Source organism: Hymenobacter nivis (genome assembly GCF_003149515.1).
GTDB lineage: Bacteria > Bacteroidota > Bacteroidia > Cytophagales > Hymenobacteraceae > Hymenobacter > Hymenobacter nivis.
The window spans coordinates 701721-716529 of record NZ_CP029145.1; the positions used below are offsets into that span (position 1 = coordinate 701721).

Below are 14809 nucleotides of genomic sequence, written 5' to 3' on the forward strand. Positions count from 1 at the left end.
GCTAATGCTATTTTTCTACTTGATTCTGTGAAGTATATGCGTGCGTTTTGGGTGCGGGCCCTGGCCCTGGTGGCAGCAGTGCTGATTGGCGAAACAGCTCCCGCCCGGGCCCAGGGCCCCGTACGCCGCCACCTGGTATATTTCCGCGATAAGGCCGGCACGCCCTACCGGGTCGACCAGCCCGAGGCGTTTTTGTCGACCCGCGCCGTGGCGCGGCGGCAGCGCCAGGGCATCGCTGTGGCCTCGCGCGACCTGCCCGTGAGTCCCGCCTACCTGGCCCAGGTGCGGGCCGTGCCCGGGACCCAAATCGTGTACCCTTCGCGCTGGCTGAACGCCGTGCTGGTGGCCTGCGACTCGGCCGTGCTGGCGCAGGTGCAGGCGCTGCCCGCCGTGCGCCAGGCCACCACTCTCAGCCGGGGCCCCCGCCCGGCGGCCCCGGTGTGGGCCCCCGCCCCGGCCCAGACCAGCCAGCAAACCTACGTGGTGGGCACCCGCCCCGACTACGGCCGCACTTTCGCCCAGGACCAGCTCATCGGGGCCGTGGCCATGCACGACGCTGGCTACCAGGGCGAGGGCATGCAAATAGCCGTCTTCGACGCGGGCTTTCCGGGGGCCAACGCGCCGGGGCCCCTCCAGCCGCTCTTTGCCGAGCAGCGCGTGCTGGGCACCCGCAACTTTGTGGACGGTGGCCAGCAGGTGTACCTGCGCAGTAGCCACGGCACTAGCTGCTTGTCGCTGATTGCTGGGGCCCAGGCGGGCGTGTTCGTGGGCACGGCCCCCAAGGCCTCGTTTCACCTGTGCATCACCGAAGATACGGGGTCGGAGCGGCCCGTGGAGGAAGCCAACTGGCTGGCTGCCGCCGAGTACGCCGACTCGGTGGGCGTCGACGTTATCAGCTCGTCGCTGGGCTACACATCCTTCGACCCACCCGCCGCACCCCATACTTACGCCGACCTCGACGGGCGCACGGCCCTGGGCTCGCGGGCCGCGGTGCTGGCCGCCCGGGCGGGGATGCTGGTGGTGAGCGCCGCCGGCAACGAGGGCGCTAACAACTGGCGCTACGTGGCCGTGCCGGCCGACGCCGACTCCATCATCTCGGTGGGGGCCGTCGACTCGCTGCGCCGCCACGCCAGCTTCAGCTCGTACGGGCCCACGGCCGACGGGCGCATCAAGCCCACGCTGGCGGCCATGGGCGTGGCCAGCGCCGTGGTCACGGCCAGCGGGGCCGTGGTGCGCGGCAACGGCACCTCCTACGCCTGCCCCGAGCTGGCCGGGCTGGCGGCGGGCCTCTGGCAGGCCCACCCGCGGCTCTCGGCCCAGCAAATCATCCTGGCCCTCACGCGCACGGCCTCACAGAACGGGGCCCCCGACAACGTGCTCGGCTACGGCATCCCCGATTTTGCGGCCGCCGATGCCTACGCTGCCACCCTGGTGCCGCCCGTTCCGCTGGGGCCTGTGCCCGCCCGTGTGCAGCTCTACCCCAACCCCACGCACACCGGCCAGCTGCTGCTGGTGCTGCCCAAAGAAATGCAGGACAAGGCGTTAGAGATTAGCATCATCGACGAGCGCGGGGCCGTGGTGCGCCGCGTAGCACTGGCGCCCGCCGGGGCCCAGGAGGTGGCTCTCGACGCCGGGGCCCTGGCCAAGGGCACGTACCTATGCGAGGTGCGCGGCGGCGGCCAGCAGCAAACCGTGCGCTTCGTGCAGCAATAGGCGGGCAGCAGGCACGGGAATAGGACTAAATAATAGAAATATAGTTCAATATCGTGGGCGTGGGGCGGGCCGTATTGACGGTTTATATGCTTCCCTACCCACCTTATGAAAGAGTATTTTCAGCATTTCCAGCGCCTGGCCCGGGCCGGCGCCTACGCCGGGCTAGGCCAGCAGCCCGTGCCCAAGCCGGAGTTTTTCAACTGGACCGCTGAGATTTTTGAGGGCCTGCACGTGGCCGCCCACCCTGGCAAGGCCGCCCTCGTGCTGGTGGGCGACGAGGTGGGGACCCCGGCCCAAAGCTTCAGCTATGGTGAGCTGAGTGGCCGCGCCAACCGCCTGCTCAACTACTGGCAGGCCGCTGGCGTGGGCCCCGGCCAGGCCGTGTTGCTGATGATGCCGGTGGTGGTCGAGCTTTGGCTCACCTACCTGGCCAGCATTAAGGGCGGACAGGTGCTGGTGCCGGTGGCTACTATTCTTTCGGTGCCCGACCTCGTGTATCGCTTCGGCCGCCTGCTGCCCGCCGTGGTGATGGCCGATGCCGAGAACGCCGAAAAGATCGACCGTGCCGAGCAGATTTTGGGCCAGTGTATTGGGTTGAAGATGCTGGTGGGCCCTACCGAGCGCCCCGGCTGGGTAAGCTTCGGGGCCACCGACGACCAGCCCGCGGACGCTGCCGCCGCCGCCACCCGCGCCGACGACCCGCTGTTTTTGTTCTTCACCTCGGGTACCACGGGCCTGCCCAAGGTGGTGGTGCACACCCACTTCTCGTACCCGGTGGGCCACCTGAGCACCGCCGCCTGGATTGGCCTGCGGCCCGACGACGTGCACTGCAACGTATCGCAGGCCGGCTGGGCCAAGTTTGCGTGGAGCAGCTTTTTCGCGCCCCTGAGCGTGGGGGCCACGCTGCTGGTGCACCGGCCAGCGGGCAAGTTTGCGGCCGGGGCCCTGCTGCGGGTGCTGGCCCAGCAGGGCGTCACCACGTTTTGCGCGCCGCCTACGGTGCTGCGCCTGTTGATTCTGGAAGACCTGGCGCAGCACGCGTTCCAATTCCGCGAGTGCGTGAGCGCCGGCGAACCGCTCAATCCGGAGGTCATCGACGCCTGGCGACGGGGCACTGGCGTGCTGCTGCGCGACGGCTACGGCCAAACCGAGAGTACCGCCATGGTGTATAACCTGCCCGGAAGTACGGTGCGACTGGGCTCGATGGGCCGGCCCTCGTTTATGTACGATGTGGTGGTGGCCAACGACGAAGGGGTGGAATTGCCGGCGCTGGCCGAGGGCCACATCGCCGTGCGGATGCACCCCGACCGGCCCAACGGCATCTTCAAGGAGTATTTCGGCGAGCCCGAGCGGGCGGCTACCGTGTTTCGCCACGGCCTGTACTACACCGGCGACAAGGCTTACCGCGACGCCGACGGCTACGTATGGTTCGTGGGCCGCGACGACGACGTGATTAAATCGAGCGACTACCGCGTGGGGCCTTTCGAGGTCGAAAGCGTGTTGATTGAGCACCCGGCCGTGGTGGAAGCCGCTGCCGTGGGCTCACCCCATGCCATCAAGGGCTATGAAATCAAAGTATTTCTGATGCTGCGCCCCGGCGTGGAGGGCTCGCCAGCCCTGGCGGCCGAGCTGTTCGCTTTTTGCCGCGAACACCTGGCCCCCTATAAAATGCCGCGCATCCTGGAGTTCGTGCCGGAGCTGCCCAAAACCACCAGCGGCAAAATCCGCCGCGTCGAGCTGCGTGCCCAGGAAGCCCAGCACCGCCAACTGGGAGCCGCGCGCCCGCACGAGCACTTCTACGGCAAACTGGCTTCCGAAAGCAGCCCAACCTAAGGCCGGCCAGGCGAAGCCGGGGCCGGTAGCTGCGTCAGTTTTATGGGCTCTAATCCCTTTTGAACATGATTTCTTACGAAACACTCTTCGAAAACAACCGCCAGTGGATTGCGCAAAAAACCGCTGACAACCCAGCCTATTTCGCGGAATTGGCCAAAGCGCAAACCCCGGATTATCTCTACATCGGCTGTAGCGACAGCCGGGTGACGGCCGAAGAACTCATGGGGGTGGGCCCCGGCGAAGTGTTCGTACACCGCAACATTGCCAACCTGGTGAACAACATCGACCTCAACGTGATGTCCGTCATCAACTACGCGGTCAAGCAGTTGCGGGTGAAACACATCATTGTGTGCGGGCACTACAACTGCGGCGGCGTGCAAGCGGCCATGGTACCGGAAGACCTGGGCATCCTCAACCCGTGGCTGCGCAACATCCGGGACGTGTACCGGCAGCACGCCCCGGAGCTGAACGCCATTGCCGACCCGCAGGAGCGCTACAACCGGCTGGTGGAGCTGAACGTGCGCGAACAGTGCGTCAACGTCATCAAAACCGCTGTGGTGCAGTTGGCCTACCTGTCCGACGGGTACCCGGTGGTGCACGGCTGGGTGTTCGACCTCCACACGGGGAGCCTCATCGACTTGAACATCGACTTTGAAGGAATTTTGAAGGACATCATGGACATGTACAACCTGGCAAGCCACTCGCCCGCGGGCCCGCCTACTGCATGAACACCGGCCGGATAAGGTTCTCAAACGTGAAAATCTCGTCCCATTTGGCCTGGGTGAGCAGCTGGCGCTCGGTCACGGCGATGTCGTGCACGGATTTGCCGGTGGCCAGTGCCTCCTTAGCAATGCTGGCGCTGGCTTCGTAGCCCAGCACGGGGTTGAGCTGCGTGACGATGCCGATGCTGTTGTGCACCAGGGCCGCGGCGTGCGCAGCGTTGGCCGTGATGCCCACCACGCATTTCTCGCGTAGCGTATCGCAGGCGTTGGTGAGGTACGAAATGGAAGTGAACAGGGCGAAGGAAATGACCGGCTCCATCACGTTAAGCTGCAACTGGCCGGCCTCGGCGGCCATCGTCACCGTAAGGTCGGCCCCGATGACGTAGAAGGCCGTCTGGTTCACCACCTCGGGCACTACCGGGTTCACTTTGCCCGGCATGATGCTGGAGCCGGGCTGCAAGGCCGGCAGGTTAATCTCGTTGATGCCACACCGGGGCCCCGACGAGAGCAGGCGCAAGTCGTTGCAAATCTTGCTCAGCTTCACCGCTGTGCGCTTCAGCACGCCCGAGAGCTGCACGTAGGCCCCCGTGTCGTAGGTGGCCTCGATGAGGTCGCCGGCCAGCAGCAAATCCAGGCCCGTGACGGCGCGCAGGTGCTGCGTGACGAGGCCCGCATAGCCGGGCGGCGTGTTCACGCCGGTGCCGATGGCGGTGGCCCCCATGTTGATTTCGGAGATGAGCCGGCGCGAATCGTCAATGCGCAGCAGCTCCTCGCGCAGGTTGGTGGCGAAGGCGTGAAACTCGTCGCCCATGTTCATCGGCACAGCATCTTGTAGCTGAGTGCGACCCATTTTCAGCACGTTGTGGAATTCCGCACCCTTGGCGGCGAAGGCCTCGGCCAGGGCCCCCAGGGCCTCGCGGTAGCCCACCAGCTTGTTGTTGAGGGCAATGCGGAAGGCGGTGGGGTAGGCGTCGTTGGTGCTCTGCGAGCAGTTGACGTCGTTGTTGGGGTGGCAGTATTGGTAGTCGCCCTTGGGATGGCCCAGCGCCTCCAGGGCCACGTTGGCAATCACCTCGTTGGCGTTCATGTTCACCGACGTGCCCGCCCCCCCCTGGATCATGTCGGTCAGGAACTGGTCGTCGAATTCGCCCGCCGCCACCCGGTCGCAGGCCGCCACGATGGCATCGGCAATGGCCGGATCGAGTACGCCCAACTCCTTGTTGGCCAAGGCCGCGCCCTTTTTCACGTAGGCCAGCGCCTGCACAAATAGCGGCTCGGAGCGAATGGGGATGCCCGTGATGCGGAAGTTTTCCAGCGCCCGCAGCGTCTGGATGCCGTAATACACGTTGTTGGGAAGGGCGCGCTCGCCCAGGAAATCGTGCTCGATGCGGGAGGTGCTCATGCTAAAAAGGGGAGGGGAAGGGTAAAATAATTGGTGGTGCTCCAACGCAAAGGTGTGCTTCGTCGCGCAATTTCTGGTCAGGCCGCGCGGCGGGTAGCGAACCGATAGGGCCCCGGGGCCCCGGCCAGACCAGGCCATTGCGGCTTCACCATATTTGACCAAAATAATTAGCCAAATACTTTGCGGGTGCTAATATGATTGTGAAAAAAATCTGCTAAATTAGCGTTCCCGCGCACGAAATGCGGGTTAATCTGGTTAGTAAACCGTACTACTAATTCTGCGCATTATGCTGCAAATGATGATTACCAAGCGCATCGGGCGCCGCCAGTTCCACTTCACCGTGCAAGGCAGTAACTTCCATGAAACCGTGGCCGAGTACGACCGCCTGAGCTTCCCCGACGTGGCCGCCTGCGGCCTGTGCGGCTCCGACAACCTTGACCTGACGAGCCGCGTGGCCCAGGGCAAGTTCAAGTACACCTCCGTAAAATGCCTGAGCTGCCGTGGCGACCTGACCTTCGGCAAGATGGAGCGCGACGACCAGACCGTGTTCCTGCGCAAGAAAGACAGCGGCGAGCTGGACTGGCGCGCCTACGAAAAAGCGGAGAAATAGGCCCCCGCGCCCGGGGCCCCCAGGGATTTTCCTTGGGGCCCCCGCCCTTTCTACCACGCTACAGCAGCGCGGCAATGGCCTCGGCCACCCGCTCGCCGTCCATGGCGGCGCTCACGATGCCGCCGGCGTAGCCCGCACCCTCGCCGCACGGAAACAGGCCCCGCACCACCGGGTGCTGCAAGGTGTGCTGGTCGCGCGGAATGCGCACCGGGGCGGAGGTGCGGCTTTCCACGCCCACGATTTGGGCGGCGTTGGTGGCGTAGCCGGGTATTTTACGGCCGAAGCTGGCGAAGCCCTGGCGCAGGCGCTCGGCCAGCGGGGCCCCCAGCACGTCGTCCATCTGCACCGATACCAGGCCGGGCTGGTACGAGGTTTCGAGCAGCTGGGCGGAGGGTTTTTTCTTCAGGAAGTCGCCCAGCAGCTGGGCCGGGGCCCGCTGGGTGCCGCCGGCCGCCTGGCAGGCGCGCTGCTCCAGCGCCTGCTGGAAGCGTAGGCCGGCCAGGGCCCCGTACTGGGCCACGTCGAGGTCCTCCAGCTCCACGGCGGCCACGATGCCCGAGTTAGCGAAGCGCGAGTCGCGGCGGCTGGGGCTCATGCCGTTCACCACCACCTCGCCGGGGGCCGTGGCCGCGGGTACGATGAAGCCGCCCGGGCACATGCAAAACGAAAACACGCCCCGCTGGCGGCCCTGCACCTCGGTTTGCTGCACCAGGGTATAGGAGGCGGCCGGCAGCAGCCCGCGTTCGGGCCGGCGGTACTGGGCGCGGTCAATCAGCTCCTGCGGGTGCTCCACGCGCACGCCCAGGGCAAACGGTTTGGCCTCAATCAGTATCCCGCGCCGGTGCAGCAGCTCGTAAATATCGCGGGCCGAGTGGCCGGTGGCCAACACCGTGGCGTCGGCGGTCAGGGCCGCGCCGTCGGCCAGCACTACGCCGCGCAGCTGGTTATTTTCCAGGATAAAATCCGTCACCCGGGCTCCGAAGCGCACCTCGCCGCCGGCGTCGGCAATGGCCTCGCGCAGGGCCCGCACCACGTCGGGCAGCTTGTTGGTGCCGATGTGGGGGTGGGCGTCGACCAGGATATCGGGCGTGGCGCCGTGCTGTACCAGGCGGCGCAGCACGCGGCCCACGTCGCCGCGCTTGGTGGCGCGGGTGTAGAGCTTGCCGTCGGAATACGTGCCCGCGCCGCCCTCGCCGAAGCAGTAGTTCGAGTCAGGGTCCACGGTTTGCTCCTTATTGATGGCGGCCAGGTCGCGGCGGCGGGCGCGCACGTCCTTGCCGCGCTCCAGCACGATGGGCCGCAAACCCAGCTCGATGCAGCGCAGCGCGGTAAACAGCCCCGCCGGCCCGGCCCCCACAATCAGCACCGTGCGCCGGGCCCCGGCCACGCTCGGGTACTGAAACCAGGGCCCGAACAGCTCGCGCGGCGGGGCTCCGCGGTACACCTCGGCCCGCAGGCGCACCAGCGGCTGGCGGCCGCGCGCGTCAATCGAGCGGCGCAGCAGGTGCACAAAATCGGCCTCGCCGGGCCGCAGGCCGGCCTGGCGCAGGATGGCCTCGTAGCGGGCAAATTCGTCAAAGGCCACCTCGGGCGGCAGCAGTATTTCCAGTTCTTGTTTCACGGGGTGGGGCGGAAGGTGGTTATCCTTCTAACGGGTGAATGCGGGCGTAAAGATCGGCACCCGCGGCGGATTTTTGGGCCCCGGGCCAAACCAATAGCCGGGCTTGTATCTTGTGGGTCTATTCACTCCACCCACTTTTTTGTTCGTTTTATGCAATTCCGTTTTTTCGCGCCGGCCCTGGGGGCCCTGCTGTTCGTTTCGGCCGCCGTCCAGGCGCAGAACAAGATGCCGGAGGATAAATCTAAGCGGCCCAGCCCGCCGGCCACTGCCACGGCCGTCGTGAACGGTACTACCGTCACCATCGATTACAGCCGCCCGTCGCTGAAGGGCCGCAAGGCGTTCGGCGGGCTGGAGCCCTACGGCAAGGTGTGGCGCACGGGTGCCAACGAGGCTACCACGTTTACGGTGGATAAGCCGGTGAAAATTGAGGGTAAAACGCTGCCCGCCGGCAAGTACGGCCTCTTCACCATTCCCACCGCCACTACCTGGACGGTCATTTTCAACAAGGTGCCCAACCAGTGGGGTGCCTTCGGTTACAAGGTCGCCGACGACGCGCTGCGCATAACCGTGCCCGCCAAAAAGCTCGCCGCCCCGGTCGAGGTATTCGACATCGCCGTCAACAAAGCCGGCAAAGTGGCCATGAAGTGGGACAACACCGAGGTCGCCTTCACCGTGAAGTAGGGCCCCGGGCGTTCATTTCGACGCAAAAAAAGCGTCGGCCCGCAGGGGTCGGCGCTTTTTTTGCGTAGGGCCCCAGGGGGCACGTGGGCGCGGCTTGTAGTTACCGGACGGTCACCGTGTCGGTCAGGAACTTGGTGCCGTCGGTGGTGCGCGTGAATTGCACCAGGTACTTGCCAGCTTGCTTGGCTGTGAAGTAGTACGACAGGGCCCGGGGGGCGGGCGTTTCGCCGGTGCAGGCGCACTTGGCATAGTAGCCCACCGGCCGCACAAACAGGGTGGTGCTGCCCGTGCCCGCCGGCGTTTCCTGGAACTGCCGCAGCTCGATGCAGCTGGGCGTGCCCAAATCGACGGTGGTTTTGATTTCGAACGCCACGCCCACTTGGGCCGAGCCAGTGGTAGGCGCCGTCAACACGGCGGCAAAAAACTCATTTTCGGCGCAGGCGTCGTCATTTTTCTTGCAGCCGGCCAGCTGTCCGGCCGCAGCCAAGGCGAGGAGGAGTAGGGCCCCGCGGGTAAAATTTGTCCTCATAACAGGAAAGGAAATAATAATTGGTAGGGGATGGTACCGGTAGGGATTTGTGCCGCCGCAAGGATAAGGTCAATGCCGCTAACAAGTTCAAAAACGGGCGTGTTTGTTGTCTATCCATGGTTATGCAGCGGGCTGGGACCTGAGTAGCCCGAGCTGCTTGTTGCATAAAAAGAGCAGGTAAACGGCGACAACGTTGATCCCGAGCGTAACCAGGTCATGCTCCCGGTTTATTGTTATTTCAAGGCTTGAAAGGGTCAAATTGCACAAGAACTTCGGTGCGGCCGTCAGGTCCATTCCTAGCATAAACCCAGCGCCCGCCACGTATTTCAAGGCGTAGCCATTCACCGCAAAAGAGAAGATTTGCATGGCTTGGTTGATGGCGGACAGGCGCAAGCCCCGTGCGGGCTGTTGCAAAACTAGGGGCCCACAGTAAATGGAAAACCCTTCCCAAAGCACCATCGCAACAATAAGTAAATAGATGCCCGAAACATTCTGAACGTGCGCGACCATCCACGCCCACAAGGCAATTCCTAAAACTCCACCTGCTATTTGATAATAGGCCAGAAATTTGACCGCACCAACATACTGTTTATCAACATATTTGGTCAGTTGGATATTCCTAATCATATTGACTGCGGCGCCACCTCCGCCAGCACGTTTTCCACCCAACTTTTGCCCCAGTCTTCCAGCTCCTGGGCGCTCCAGAGAGCGGGGTAGAAGATGCGGCGCTGGAACTTGGGCGGCAGGTAGCTGCGCCAGTTGGTGCCGCCGGTGGCCGCCACGTCGATGGGGTCGCGCTGGAGGTAGCGCACGGCTGACTTGAAGTGCACCAGCGGCCAGTTCACGTTCACGCTCACGTCGAGCTGGCGCAGGGCCCGCACCAGGCGCGGGTGGCGCTGCTCGGCTTCGGGCAGGCGTTGCACCACGGCCCACACGTTGCGCTGCTGGTAGGCCTGGGCGTGGGCCACGAGCTGGGCCGTGTACTTGCGCTCGAACTCAATTAGTGTTAGGGCCTTGGCGCCGGTTGCTTCCACCGTGGCCCCGGTTTTCCAATAGATGCAGCCGAAGAGTTGCTGGTGGTCGGGGCTTTGGCCTAGGGCCAGGCGCTGCTCCTCGTCGGTGAGGTTTTCGAGGGCTGTGCTGGCGATTTCAATCAGGCGGTACTGCACGCTCTGGAAGCCCGAGGCCGGCATCAGGGCCATGCGAAAAGCCAGGAACTGCTGCTTGTCCATGCCGTCCACCATCACGTCGAATGAGTCGATCAAGTTCTCGAAGTAGCGGTTGATGCGGCCCACGCGCAGCACCACTTCGCCCAGCGTGGGCGCGGCCAGGGCCCCCAGCTGCTCGTACTCGCAGAGGCAGAGCTTGAAGTACAACTCCGTGATCTGGTGGTACATGATGAAGATGCGCTCATCGGGCAGCTTCGTGAGTGGGCGCTGGAGCGAGAGCAGCGTATCAAGCTCGATGTAGTCCCAGTAGTTGACGTAGTCGGCGTGGTAGAGGCCTTCGAGGTAGGCGGCCAGGTCCTGGCCGTCGGCGGCGTACTTGCTTTGCAAGCGGCGCAGCTGAGCCAGCACAGCGGGCGAAAATTCGTGGGAAGAAAGCGGGTCGGCAGGCATGGCAGGGGAGAAAGAAGGCCCAAAAATACCCCGCGCGTGGCAGCCAGCCCGCGGCGGCGGCGCAATGCCTGGTATGCAAAACCGTCTATATATAACCGGACCCCTGCGTACCTCGGCGGCCGTCCGGCCGTTGGGCCCTACTTTTGGTCTTGCTATGGCAGAAAAATCCAGTATTTTCGACATGATCGGCCCCGTGATGATCGGGCCTAGTTCATCGCACACGGCCGGGGTGGTCCGCATTGCGCGGGCCGCCATCCGCATTTTGGGGGCCGTGCCCACCGAGGCGGTGGTCACGTTCTATAACTCGTTTGCCCGCACTTACGAGGGCCACGGCTCTGACCGCGCCATTGTGGCCGGGCTGCTGGGCTACCTGCCCGACGACGTGCGCATCCGCACGGCCTTCGACCACACCGCCGAAGCCGGCCTGCACTACACGTTTCAGAGCGTGGGCAACGCCTCCACTATGCACCCCAACACCATCAAGCTCAACCTGCTCGACGGGACCACCGGCCGCCGGGTGGAGGTGGTGGGCCAGAGCCGCGGGGGCGGCGTGATCCGCATCGTGGAGGTCGACGGCTTCCCGGCCGACTTCTCCGGGGCCCTGCACACGCTCATCGTGGACGCCCGTGACGAGCCGGGCTCCATCGCCTTTATTGCGTCGGTGATTGCGCGCGACGACTGCAATATCGCCACCATGTTTGTGAGCCGCAAAGGCAAAAACGACGCCGCCCGCCAGTTTATTGAGATGGACAGCCCCGTGAAAGACCTGACCCTGGCCTACTTGCGCGCCCTGGGCTGGGTGCAGCACATCACCTACATCCCCACGCTGGAGTAGCCAACGCGGGTGTTCCGCACTGTTGCTAACAACTTGCTAAACTACAAGAAGATAAGTTATTCAAGCATTAAGATAAGTTATTTAAGCATTCGGCCTTGTAATGCGTTCTCCCCGGCGTTCGATTACCGGCCCGTTGCGGGTTATTCTCCACCGACCAGTTTTAGTACCGTTTGCAATGAAAACTACACACACGCTCCCGGGGCCCCGTTGGGTACCGGGCCTCCTGGCGCTGTTGGGCGTGGCGCTGCTGCCAGCCGGGCCGGTACGGGCCCAAACGCCCGCCGCCCCGCCGGCCTTGGGCACGGGCCCCCCAGCCGCCCCCGTGCCCACGAGCCCCTGGACGCTGCAAGCCGCCGTGGACTACGCCCTGGCCCACAACCTGAACGTGCGTCTCAACCAACTCCAAGCCCAGAGCAACGGCCAAGTGCTGCGCCAGAGCAAAGCCGCCCTACTGCCGACCGTCAACCTGAACGCCACCCAGGGCTGGAACTACGGCACCTACGTGAACCCGGTGACCTCGCAGTTCCAAAACGCCACCACCCGCTCCAACAATTTTGCGGGGCAGGCGCAGCTGGTGCTGTTCCAGGGGTTTCAGCTGCGCAACACCATCAAGCGCAACGTGCTCGACTACGAGGCCAGCCTGGAGGACACCGAAAAATCGCGCAACGACCTGAGCCTCAGCGTAGCCTCGCAATTTTTGCAGCTGGTGCTGGCCCAGGAGCTGGTGCTCGCCAACCAGACGCGCGTGGCCAGCGACCAAGCCCAGATTGACCGCTCCAACATCCTGCTCAAGGCGGGCAGCATCCCCGAAAGCACGCTGCTCGACAGCCGCTCGCAGCTCGCCACCGACGAGCTGAACGTGATTACGGCCCAAAACCAGGCCGACCTGGCCCGCCTGGCCCTGCTCCAGTTGATGAACATCGACCCGGCCGTGGCCCAGGGCTTTACCATTGAAGTGCCCGCGCTGCCCGACCCCGACCAGGAGGCGCCCTACGTGGTGGACCTCAACCAGACGTTCCAGATTGCCGCCGGCACCAAGCCCGAAATCCGGGCGGCCGACCTGCGCGTGCAAAGCGCCCGCCGCAGCACCGACATTGCCCGCGGGGGGTACTACCCCCGGCTTTTTCTCAGCGGCTCGCTCTCTACGGTCTTCTCGTCGTCGCAGTCGACGCGCATCTTCACGGGCGATTCCACTAGCGCCCAATCAATTCCGGTGTTTCAAAACACCCCCATCGGGCTCGTGCCCACGTCTTTCCAAGTCGTCACCGGAAAACAACCCAACTTCCAGACGCTGCCGACGCGCTTTTTCGATCAGCTGGGCAACAACTACGGCAAAGCCATTCAGTTTGGCCTGCAAATTCCGGTGCTCAACGGCTTGCAGGTGCGCACGGGCGTGCAGCGGGCCCTCATCAACGAGCGGTCGGCCGCCGTGCGCGCTGAGCAGGCCCGCCTCACGTTGCGCCAGGGCATCGAGCAGGCCTACGCCGACGCCCGCGCCGCCCAGCTCCAATACGCCGCCGCCACGCGCCAGGTGGCAGCCCTCACGCTCACCCAGCGCAATTCGGAAATTCGCTTCAACAACGGCCTGCTCAACGGCACCGAATTCAACATTGCCAAAAACAACCTCACTTTCGCCGTTTCCAACCAACTGCAATCCAAGTACACCTTCATCTTCCGCCGCAAGGTGCTCGAATTTTACCAGGGCAAGCCGCTCACGTTGTAACATTTAAAATTTGACAATTAACATTTAGCAACGGCCAAGCCAGTGGCGGCAGTTGCGGATGTTAAGGGTTGACTGCTAAATGTTGAATGTTAAATGATACTTGTTAAATGAAAAATAACCGTTTACTCTACATATTGGTGGCCCTGGTGGTCGTGTTGATTGGGGGCTTTGCCGTGGCCAAAAAACAGGGCTGGGTGGGCAAGCCCACCGGCACCGAGGTGCTCGTGGAAAACGCCGGCCCGGCCAACATTACCGAAAAAGTGAGTGCCTCGGGCAAGGTGCAGCCCGAAACGGAGGTGAAAATCTCGCCCGACGTGTCGGGGGAAATCATCGCGCTGTACGTGCAGGAGGGCGATTCCGTGAAGAAGGGCCAGCTGTTGCTGCGCATTCGCCCCGACAACTACCAGGCTCAGGTGAACCTGCAAAGTGCCCAGGTGGGTACCCAGCGCGCCAACGTGGGCCAGGCCGACGCCCGCTTGCAGCAGCTGATGGCCACCGCCAAGCAAACCGAACTGACGTATCGCCGCAACGCCTCGCTGTTCAAACAAAAAGTAATTTCGCAGTCCGACTACGAGGCCAGCCAGGCCGCCTACAACGCCTCGCAGGAGGAAATTAACTCGGCCCGCCAGGCCATCCGCGCCGCTCAAAGCACCGTTACGGCGGCCTCGGCCTCGCTGGAGGAAGCGCGCAAGAACCTGAACAAGACCACCATCTACGCCCCGGTGAGCGGCACGGTGAGCAAGCTCAACGTGAAGAAGGGCGAGCGGGTGGTGGGCACCACCCAAATGGCGGGCACCGAAATTATGCGCATCGCCAACCTCAACAACATGGAGGTGCGCGTGAGCGTGAACGAGAACGAGGTAACCAACGTGAACCTGGGTGACTCGGCCGAGGTGGAGGTGGACGCCTACGCCAGCCGTAACGAGAAGTTCCGGGGCATCGTCACCAATATCGCCAACACGGCCAAGGACGCGCTCACGGCCGAGGCCGTGACCGAGTTTGAGGTGCGCATCCGGCTGCTGCCCGAGAGCTACCGCCACCTCGTGCGCGTGGTGAGGGGCCAGACTATCGTGCCTTTCCGCCCGGGCATGACGGCCTCGGTCGACGTCATCACCGAGCGCAAGGCGCACGTGCTCAGCGTGCCGCTGTTTGCCGTCACCACTCGTTCCGACTCGGCCGTGGCCAAGTCCGAGGGCCCCAGCGGCGGCGGCGGCGGCATGGGCCGGGCCGGCGGCACGGCTACCCTGGTGGGCCCCAAAACCAGCCCCGACAAGCCTGCCATCCAGGAAGTGGTGTTCGTGGTGAAGGATGGCCGGGCGGTGCTCACGCCGGTGAAAACGGGTATCACTGACTCCAAGAACATTGAAATCCTGGGCGGCCTAACCGCCGGCACGCCCGTCGTCACGGGCCCCTTCCGGGCCGTGGCCAAGGAGCTGAAGGACGGCGGCCGGGTGGTCATCAAAGACGCCAAAACCCTGAGCAAGGAAGCCCTGGCCGAGCCCAAGCCGTAACGCCGGGCCC

13 protein-coding genes are annotated in these 14809 nt (G+C 64.1%); 8 read left to right on the forward strand and 5 right to left on the reverse strand.

Annotated features, from left to right (window positions below):
- Nucleotides 1-36: 36 nt before the first annotated feature.
- The 3 genes from DDQ68_RS02905 to DDQ68_RS02915 all read left to right on the forward strand — a co-directional run bounded on the left by DDQ68_RS02905 (nt 37) and on the right by DDQ68_RS02915 (nt 4274).
- Nucleotides 37-1713: a S8 family serine peptidase gene (locus DDQ68_RS02905; protein ID WP_109654665.1), complete on the forward strand. Its 1677-nt coding sequence runs from the start codon at nt 37-39 to the stop codon at nt 1711-1713.
- A gap of 105 nt (nt 1714-1818) precedes the next feature.
- Complete coding sequence (locus DDQ68_RS02910) at nt 1819-3546, forward strand: acetate--CoA ligase (RefSeq protein WP_109654667.1); 1728 nt, start codon at nt 1819-1821, stop codon at nt 3544-3546.
- Between the two features lie 65 nt (nt 3547-3611).
- Complete coding sequence (locus DDQ68_RS02915) at nt 3612-4274, forward strand: carbonic anhydrase (RefSeq protein ID WP_109654669.1); 663 nt, start codon at nt 3612-3614, stop codon at nt 4272-4274.
- On the opposite strand, the gene aspA is transcribed toward DDQ68_RS02915, so the two are convergent.
- Entirely contained in the window at nt 4264-5670 is a 1407-nt protein-coding gene (gene aspA / locus DDQ68_RS02920) for an aspartate ammonia-lyase (protein ID WP_109654671.1), read from the reverse strand. The genes DDQ68_RS02915 and aspA overlap by 11 nt on opposite strands.
- Nucleotides 5671-5956: 286 nt before the next feature.
- Here aspA and DDQ68_RS02925 point away from each other — a divergent pair, with 286 nt between their 5' ends.
- Entirely contained in the window at nt 5957-6280 is a 324-nt protein-coding gene (locus DDQ68_RS02925) for a hypothetical protein (protein WP_068231792.1), read from the forward strand.
- 58 nt (nt 6281-6338) lie between these two features.
- On the opposite strand, the gene DDQ68_RS02930 is transcribed toward DDQ68_RS02925, so the two are convergent.
- Nucleotides 6339-7901, reverse strand: a complete 1563-nt coding sequence (locus DDQ68_RS02930) for an NAD(P)/FAD-dependent oxidoreductase (protein WP_109654673.1) — start codon at nt 7899-7901, stop codon at nt 6339-6341.
- A gap of 150 nt (nt 7902-8051) precedes the next feature.
- On the opposite strand from DDQ68_RS02930, the gene DDQ68_RS02935 reads away from it, so the two are divergent.
- Nucleotides 8052-8582 carry a DUF2911 domain-containing protein gene (locus DDQ68_RS02935; protein ID WP_109654675.1) on the forward strand — a complete coding sequence of 177 codons (531 nt, stop codon included), beginning with the start codon at nt 8052-8054 and terminating at the stop codon, nt 8580-8582.
- A 100-nt stretch (nt 8583-8682) separates the two neighbouring features.
- Here the strand turns inward: DDQ68_RS02935 and DDQ68_RS02940 are convergent, their stop codons facing one another.
- The 3 genes from DDQ68_RS02940 to DDQ68_RS02950 all read right to left on the reverse strand — a co-directional run bounded on the left by DDQ68_RS02940 (nt 8683) and on the right by DDQ68_RS02950 (nt 10730).
- Nucleotides 8683-9111 carry a hypothetical protein gene (locus DDQ68_RS02940; RefSeq protein ID WP_162549768.1) on the reverse strand — a complete coding sequence of 143 codons (429 nt, stop codon included), beginning with the start codon at nt 9109-9111 and terminating at the stop codon, nt 8683-8685.
- Between the two features lie 120 nt (nt 9112-9231).
- Complete coding sequence (locus tag DDQ68_RS02945; RefSeq protein WP_162549769.1) at nt 9232-9738, reverse strand: hypothetical protein; 507 nt, start codon at nt 9736-9738, stop codon at nt 9232-9234.
- Nucleotides 9735-10730, reverse strand: coding sequence for a tryptophan 2,3-dioxygenase family protein (locus DDQ68_RS02950; protein ID WP_109654681.1), 996 nt, complete (start codon nt 10728-10730; stop codon nt 9735-9737). Before DDQ68_RS02950 ends, DDQ68_RS02945 begins: the two co-directional genes overlap by 4 nt.
- A 154-nt stretch (nt 10731-10884) precedes the next feature.
- Between DDQ68_RS02950 and sdaAB the strand changes: the two genes are divergently transcribed.
- The 3 genes from sdaAB (at nt 10885) to DDQ68_RS02965 (ending at nt 14799) form a co-directional block, all read left to right on the forward strand.
- Nucleotides 10885-11565, forward strand: coding sequence for an L-serine ammonia-lyase, iron-sulfur-dependent subunit beta (sdaAB, locus tag DDQ68_RS02955; RefSeq protein ID WP_109654683.1), 681 nt, complete (start codon nt 10885-10887; stop codon nt 11563-11565).
- 175 nt (nt 11566-11740) lie between these two features.
- Nucleotides 11741-13288: a TolC family protein gene (locus tag DDQ68_RS02960; protein ID WP_162549770.1), complete on the forward strand. Its 1548-nt coding sequence runs from the start codon at nt 11741-11743 to the stop codon at nt 13286-13288.
- A 107-nt stretch (nt 13289-13395) separates the two neighbouring features.
- Nucleotides 13396-14799, forward strand: a complete 1404-nt coding sequence (locus DDQ68_RS02965; RefSeq protein WP_109654687.1) for an efflux RND transporter periplasmic adaptor subunit — start codon at nt 13396-13398, stop codon at nt 14797-14799.
- The last annotated feature ends 10 nt before the right edge of the window (nt 14800-14809 follow it).

What these genes read in the sequence shown, in the direction of transcription:
- DDQ68_RS02905 (WP_109654665.1), top strand. Translation starts at nt 37, where the DNA reads ATGCGTGCGTTTTGGGTGCGGGCCCTGGCCCTGGTGGCAGCAGTGCTG.
- DDQ68_RS02910 (WP_109654667.1), top strand. Translation starts at nt 1,819, where the DNA reads ATGAAAGAGTATTTTCAGCATTTCCAGCGCCTGGCCCGGGCCGGCGCC.
- DDQ68_RS02915 (WP_109654669.1), top strand. Translation starts at nt 3,612, where the DNA reads ATGATTTCTTACGAAACACTCTTCGAAAACAACCGCCAGTGGATTGCG.
- aspA (WP_109654671.1), bottom strand. Translation starts at nt 5,670, where the DNA reads ATGAGCACCTCCCGCATCGAGCACGATTTCCTGGGCGAGCGCGCCCTT.
- DDQ68_RS02925 (WP_068231792.1), top strand. Translation starts at nt 5,957, where the DNA reads ATGCTGCAAATGATGATTACCAAGCGCATCGGGCGCCGCCAGTTCCAC.
- DDQ68_RS02935 (WP_109654675.1), top strand. Translation starts at nt 8,052, where the DNA reads ATGCAATTCCGTTTTTTCGCGCCGGCCCTGGGGGCCCTGCTGTTCGTT.
- DDQ68_RS02940 (WP_162549768.1), bottom strand. Translation starts at nt 9,111, where the DNA reads ATGAGGACAAATTTTACCCGCGGGGCCCTACTCCTCCTCGCCTTGGCT.
- DDQ68_RS02945 (WP_162549769.1), bottom strand. Translation starts at nt 9,738, where the DNA reads ATGATTAGGAATATCCAACTGACCAAATATGTTGATAAACAGTATGTT.
- DDQ68_RS02950 (WP_109654681.1), bottom strand. Translation starts at nt 10,730, where the DNA reads ATGCCTGCCGACCCGCTTTCTTCCCACGAATTTTCGCCCGCTGTGCTG.
- sdaAB (WP_109654683.1), top strand. Translation starts at nt 10,885, where the DNA reads ATGGCAGAAAAATCCAGTATTTTCGACATGATCGGCCCCGTGATGATC.
- DDQ68_RS02960 (WP_162549770.1), top strand. Translation starts at nt 11,741, where the DNA reads ATGAAAACTACACACACGCTCCCGGGGCCCCGTTGGGTACCGGGCCTC.
- DDQ68_RS02965 (WP_109654687.1), top strand. Translation starts at nt 13,396, where the DNA reads ATGAAAAATAACCGTTTACTCTACATATTGGTGGCCCTGGTGGTCGTG.